General features: G+C 42.7%; 5 protein-coding genes. All 5 read right to left on the reverse strand.

The window, feature by feature from the left end; all coding sequences use genetic code 11:
- Positions 1-66 precede the first annotated feature (66 nt).
- On the reverse strand, positions 67-708 hold the full coding sequence (locus tag IQ230_RS11600) for a hypothetical protein (protein WP_193932147.1): 642 nt from the start codon (positions 706-708) through the stop codon (positions 67-69).
- 538 nt (positions 709-1,246) lie between these two features.
- Positions 1,247-1,642: a DUF1636 domain-containing protein gene (locus tag IQ230_RS11605; protein ID WP_193932148.1), complete on the reverse strand. Its 396-nt coding sequence runs from the start codon at positions 1,640-1,642 to the stop codon at positions 1,247-1,249.
- A 45-nt stretch (positions 1,643-1,687) separates the two neighbouring features.
- On the reverse strand, positions 1,688-2,656 hold the full coding sequence (locus IQ230_RS11610) for an iron-siderophore ABC transporter substrate-binding protein (RefSeq protein WP_193932149.1): 969 nt from the start codon (positions 2,654-2,656) through the stop codon (positions 1,688-1,690).
- Positions 2,657-2,668: 12 nt separating this feature from the next.
- Complete coding sequence (locus tag IQ230_RS11615; protein ID WP_193932150.1) at positions 2,669-5,131, reverse strand: TonB-dependent siderophore receptor; 2,463 nt, start codon at positions 5,129-5,131, stop codon at positions 2,669-2,671.
- A gap of 161 nt (positions 5,132-5,292) precedes the next feature.
- The gene (locus tag IQ230_RS11620) at positions 5,293-6,258 is read right to left on the reverse strand and encodes a helix-turn-helix transcriptional regulator (protein ID WP_193932151.1); all 966 of its coding nucleotides are present in this window, start codon (positions 6,256-6,258) and stop codon (positions 5,293-5,295) included.
- Positions 6,259-6,405: the final 147 nt, after the last annotated feature.

Below are 6,405 nucleotides of genomic sequence, written 5' to 3' on the forward strand. Positions count from 1 at the left end.
TGTCGCCCGACTTCAGTCGGAAGGCATTTGTGATTCATGCGCATAGGTCTAATTATTAGTCTGCATCTATCCAGGAGTTTTGACTTGACGTGCCATGTCTAGAAATGAGTTCATGTTTGGTCCAGGACGACGACGACCATTTGAGCTAGCCGCTGGATTAAGATACTTGGGTGCAAACGTCGTTTCAGTTTGAGTTTTATTCATTGTGCTGCTGGCAGCAGGCTTAGCAGGTACAGGTTTAACTCCCTCTGCTGTTTGCTCTAACTGAACTTTTGGTGCTTTGGTAGCTGATGCAGGTTCCTCAGCTTTGCTAGATTTAGTGGATTTAGCAACTGTCACAGGTTCTTTAGCTTTAGTATCAGCTTTAGTCGCCTTGATGTCTGGTACAGCTTCTTCAGTCTTTTGAACAGCTTCAGTTAATTTAGCTGTAACTGGCTCAGCTTTTTGAGCAACATCACTTGCAACCTCGTTCAATTTAGCTGTAATCGGCTCTAAGGCTTGCTTGACTTGCTTACCATTTACTGGTGACATCTCCTCAGCCTCGTCAAGTTCCATAAAGTAACCATTGTTCTTCCGCTTCTTTTTAGTGGAAGCTGCTGACTTATTTGCTTCTAGACTACGCTGGTCTTGTTGAGACTTTTTACCACCGACAAGCCCAATAAAAAAGGATAAAATTCCGCTGAATATATTTTTGATAAACCCAATCATGACAATCGCTCCTAGCGTTGATGCGCTAAACTTAACCGCAACCTTAGACTACTAAAACAAAATATTACCTTTTATTTCGCCCAGATTTATCATTTTTATACGATCAATTTGGCAAAAAGTATGAAAATTGTGCTATTGACTCGCCATAGCTACCAGTATTTCGTATCTTAACAAAAGCTTAAAAGACAGACTGCAACTAATTATGAAATTTTTCGCGGACACCAAGCAAGATTTTTATATATTTTTTAACATAAGTTTACTCTTTGCAGGTTTTAAATAAGTTTTACCTTCAAGTGAGTATCTATCAGTGAGCTTTGTCAATAGGAGAAGGGATGAGATGGATAGATAAATTTTAAGCTTATTAGCTGCTATCAATTGCTCTCAAAAACTTGCCATAACTTTAGACGTTAATTCGTATTAAAGTTATCAATAAGTAAGTTAGCTAAATTAATAGGAAGATAGGATTTTCATCTGTCAAGCATAGGCAAGCAAGATGCCTACCCCATATTTTATTTATTAACTAAATAATTGAATTAAGTTACGATAATTCAATATTAACCACTGCTGGTACTGGCGGAATTCGGGCGTAGCGGCGGTTCCTGAGAACTCCAGGAAGTTTTGCAGGTAGAATATAGCCATCTTCGCTATCAAGATACAATTCACATAATTTTAGGAGTGCCTCAGCACTTTCTAATGATGGTAAATCGCCAAATAGGTAAGTAATTTTATTCGTTGCGCCAAGCGCGATCGCACAAGGACGATCGCACGCACACAAGCAACCCACGGTTTGAATTTGAAGTTCTGATTTTCTTGCCCAATTTTTATACAGTGGCATAAGTTGATGGAGCAAGTGTATTCCGCCTGGTTGTCCTTCGTGAAGTTCCTGATCGGCAGAAAAGTCGCAAGCTTCGCAGACAAAAAGAATGTGTGCCATAGATAGTTTGAGTTTCTAAAGTTAGAATTGCGCGTTACTTTGTTCTTACGTATTAACTAGATACTTAAATAAGTCATCAATTATCAAATTGGCAGCAATTGGACCACTACCAATCCAATAACTTGGTACTTGATAAATTTTGTTTTGCCGTACCACTTCCAATTTTTGCCAAAGTGGATCGGACTTTAATTGTGTTAGTCTTTTTTGGGCTTGTTGATTAGCTTCGACAGTGTTTTCACCCGTCCAAACGAACATAACATCACCATCAGCTTGCGCAAGTAATTCGCGGCTAATTGATGTTTGAATTGGGTTGCCAAATCGTTTTTGAGCGTCATCGGCGGCGATCGCCTGCGCTGGTGGACGCGGTAATCCAGCATCTTGCAAAACAGTGCCGCAGAAAGAATCTTTGAGGTAAAGATTAATTTGCTCTGGATAGATGCGAACAACAGAGACTTCTGTATTTTTAAGACGTTCCCCCATCTGTTGTTTGAATTGCTCTAGGCGCGTGTAGTAATTGTTCATCACCTGTTGAGCAACCTCGCCTTTTTGCAACATTTGGGCAAAATTTAGAAAGATCTCATTCCATTTTCCACTGTGTTCAACTTCATAAAGGATAGTGGGTGCAATTTGCGAAGATTGCGAATAAATTGTTTGATAGTAGTCTATACCTACGATCAGATCTGGTTGGAGTGCCAGTATCTTTTCAAGATTAGGTTCGCCTGTGCTACCAATATCTGCAACTCCTGTTAAGTCTTGCTGCAAGTCTGCTGCAAATGTACTAGAGACAGCACCAATCGGACGAATGCCTAAAGACAACAAATATTCAAGAGTTACACTATCTAGCGCCACAACTCGCTGAGGCTGACGCGGTACGCAAGTTTCTCCAGCAACGTGTTGTACTGTGTAACAATCAGCATTAACTGCAACACGATCGTGGCTTGTGCAAGCCACAATCAAGAGCGTCAAGATCGTTAATAAGCCAAAGCGAATGCGACGATAGATACGATGAAGCATTGTGCTATTACCTTAAAACGTGATAGATAAGGAACCGATCACCGTAAAGGGCGCACCTGGTGCATTTGCTTCGCGATATCCTTCACTATTACGGATATAGTTGACATCGAATAAATTTTGGAAGTTGAGTGCAGCCCGCCAGTTGTCGCGACGGTAATATAGTGCCGCATCAGTGCGAACATAGCTAGGAAGCTCATAGGTGTTATCAAAATCACCCGTGCGTTCTCCAACAAAGAATAGTCCTAAACCAAAACCTAGCCCTTGTAAATTGCCATTTTGAAATTCGTACGTAGTCCAAACGCTGGCGCTGTTTTTAGGAACATTACTAGGACGATTCCCCGCAGGATAATAGTTATCTTCTGTCACCTCAGCATCTGTATAAGCATAGGATGCGATCGCATTCCACCCTGGCAAAATTTCACCAGTGACATCAAGTTCAATGCCACGACTTCTGATTTCACCGACTGCAATGGCAAAATCTGGATTTAAGGGGTCGGGACCTTGCACATTCCGCTTAGTCAGATTATAAGCTGCAAGGTTTGCAATCAATCGACCATCCGCAAACTCGCCGCGCACGCCAATCTCAAATTGTTCGCTAAGTTCTGGATCGAGAAAAGAGCCATCGGCAGTTCGACCAAAAATGTTAGGTGTAAAAGCTTGACTATAGCTACCATAAAGCGAAACTTCGCGACTAGGCTGATACACCACACCAAGGCGAGGAGTGAAACGTTGAACAGTATCTTCGGCTTCGGTATTTGATAAGCTATCTACCGATTGCAAATCGTAAACGTCAAATCGCCCACCTGCTAAAATTTTCAGACTTTCACTCAGAGTAATTTGATCTTGTAAATACAAGCCAACATTATTTTCTCGACTGGTATCACTACGCACTACCAACGTGAGATCGTCTAGATTAGGACGCGAAATCGGATCGCCTTCTTGAGTAAAGATATTGAGAAAGAAACTTGGATCGCCTGGTAAACGGCGCTGGGTTCCTTGGGTGGTACTGCGGTTAAAATCGACTCCGGCTAAAAGTGTATGTTCAACACTACCTGTAGCAAATTCGCCAACGACATTGGTTTGAAATGAATAAACTTCATCATAGTCGTCGTTAGAGCGCCAGCGGCGATCGAGCGTGCCATCATCTTCAATAATCCAGCTATCAATGCGAAAGTCAAAAGTATCCACCGAGAGGTAGCGAAACGAGTTACGCAGTTGCCAATTGTCGTTAAAGTTATGAGTTAAGCGATAGCTGGCGCTCAGTTCTTCGGCTTGGGTGATCGCACTCGGATCTTGAAATAAGCGATCGCGCGGTACATCTGCAACTCGATTACCAATCGCCGGAAGACCGCGATCAAACGGGCGTTCTGCATCTGCGTAGGTGAAATTGAATGTCAAAGCGGTGCGATCGCTCAAATTCCATGTTAGTGATGGCGCTAGCACAAAGCGATTTACATCCTGCTCGTAGTCGCGGAAGCCATCTTCGGCTTCATACAGTGCGGTGAAGCGATATAATAGCCGTTGATCGGGATCTAGCGGTCCTGTAAGGTCAATACTCGGACGCACTAACCCAAAACTACCAACGACAGTGCCAATCGTGTAAGCCGGATCGGCTTGTGGTTGCCTGGTGACGACACTAACAACACCGCCTGGTTCCAAATTGCCATACAATACCGATGCAGGTCCTTTAAGGACTTCAACTCGTTCAATCAGTTCAGTATCATCAGAAGTTCCTCTTAAAGTAAATGAGCCACGACGAAACCCGTCTTGGAGCAATACATCTGACTGGAAACCACGAATACTAACTCGATCGAGGCTACCGCCAAAGCTATCACCGACGCTGACACCGCTAACGTTGCGTAAGGCTTCACTCAGACGGTTGACTTGCTGATCTTCTAAAACACGTTGTGGTAATACTTGAATCGATTGTGGTATGTCGCGCAGTTCTGTATTTGTACGAGTTGCCGTTGTAGCATTAGGTACAGAATATCCTTCCGAATCCAATTCTCCCGTCACGACAATTTGAATTTCTTCATCGTCTGTGGGGGGTGTTACTGCTAAGACTAATCCTTCGGTTGCAACTTGTGGTTCGACTGTCGGCGGTGCATCGATTCCGGTAATTGTGACACGCACCTGATTGTTAGGTAAATTCGTCACGCGCACTAAGGTAATACCTTCAGTTGGATTGACGGCTTGAAATTCTTCAGGTAATGCCAACACGGCGTTGGGAATATCTGCAATCAACGTATTATCGACGGTTGAAATTGTTGGAGATAATGCGGCAGTCGTCTCTAAAATTACTGCAATGCCATCTGTCGTGTCTATTCTCACTCCAGTAATTTGAGTGATTGTTTGCGCAATTTGCTTTTGCTGTTCAACAGCGGTTGCTTCATTTGTAACGGTTTCTGCCCAAGCCGGAGGAGAAATTAGTAGTAATCCTGTTAATAACGCTAATCGTTGCCAATAATGCCGCATCACTCTACACACCAAGTATTGAACATGAGAATCGCTGTAGGGTAGACATTCTCCTACATGATTGAATCTAAAACTGTTGATAAACTTTTTCAAAAGAAGTGTAAAGGAAATTATGATGCTATGGGCGATCGCTTTGACTACTAGAGGGAATTTTTTGAACGCTAGGCGGAATTTTTTTGAGTAAGGTAATCTCTCGGATTCACCCCAAATTTCTTTCTAAAGGCAGATGCAAAGTAGCTGCGATTAGCAAAACCAACACTACGAGCAATTTCAGAAACATTCAGGCGACGTTGTTCGAGTAGCTGACGCGCTTGTTCGAGGCGGTAGTCATGGAGATAGCCAAATACAGTTTTACCAAACACCTGACGAAAGCCACGTTTGAGTGTACAGTCATTTAAACCAACTTGTCGCGCTAACTCAATTAATGACAGTGGATTGTCTAGTTGTTGCAGTAAAATCTCTTTAGCATAGTAAATCCGATCAATATCATCAGGTTTGAGTGGAGTATAAGGCAGATTGCGCGGACGTTCTAGATCCTGAATCAGCAACGCCATCAATTCCCAAACTTTGCTTTCGAGATACATCTGCTTGGTTAATGATTGATAAGGACATTGGAGAATTTGCTGCACCGCAGTCTGCATTGCTATTGTTGTGCGTCCAGAATAGAAATTGTATTTCTTGTCATTACGGATCAATTGCTGGGTTAGCAATCTAGATTCCGCCTCGCTGTGCCAAAATGCGGTGAATAACTCTGGCTTAATGTGAACATTTATCGCAAAAATGAGTTGAGTAGCAAAAGATTGCGGCTTTTCTCTGGGCGCTATGCCACTACTATACAGGCTATAATGTCCGGCACGCATGAATTGCTCTTCACATTGTTCCACTCCCGAAAGCAGGAATGTATACTCGATCGGGTGCGATCGCTCAGGCATTTCTAAAATAATGTCATCATGCAGTTGATATTTAGCGATCGTCAATTCCAATCCTTCGCGTAGATCAATATCACGACAATAGCCCTGCCCTAGCTGCGTTGGAAATTTATAAGTGATCTCGTTGATGTGCGCCTGCTTCGTTGCCGTTTCTTCAAACAATTCCCAGTAAGCTTCTTTTGAAAGAGTGGTTGTCATGGCATGGAGGCACTATCAACTATTGCAAATAATTCCTAAAATTATCGCACAATTTATATAGGGTAGTAGGGTTGTAGGGTAGGCGGGTAAGAGGGTTATTGAGTATTAAAGAGTAATAATCATCAAATCTCTCCCACTAGCCACTCG

This window comes from Gloeocapsopsis crepidinum LEGE 06123, from assembly GCF_015207655.1.
GTDB classification, from domain to species: domain Bacteria; phylum Cyanobacteriota; class Cyanobacteriia; order Cyanobacteriales; family Chroococcidiopsidaceae; genus Gloeocapsopsis; species Gloeocapsopsis crepidinum.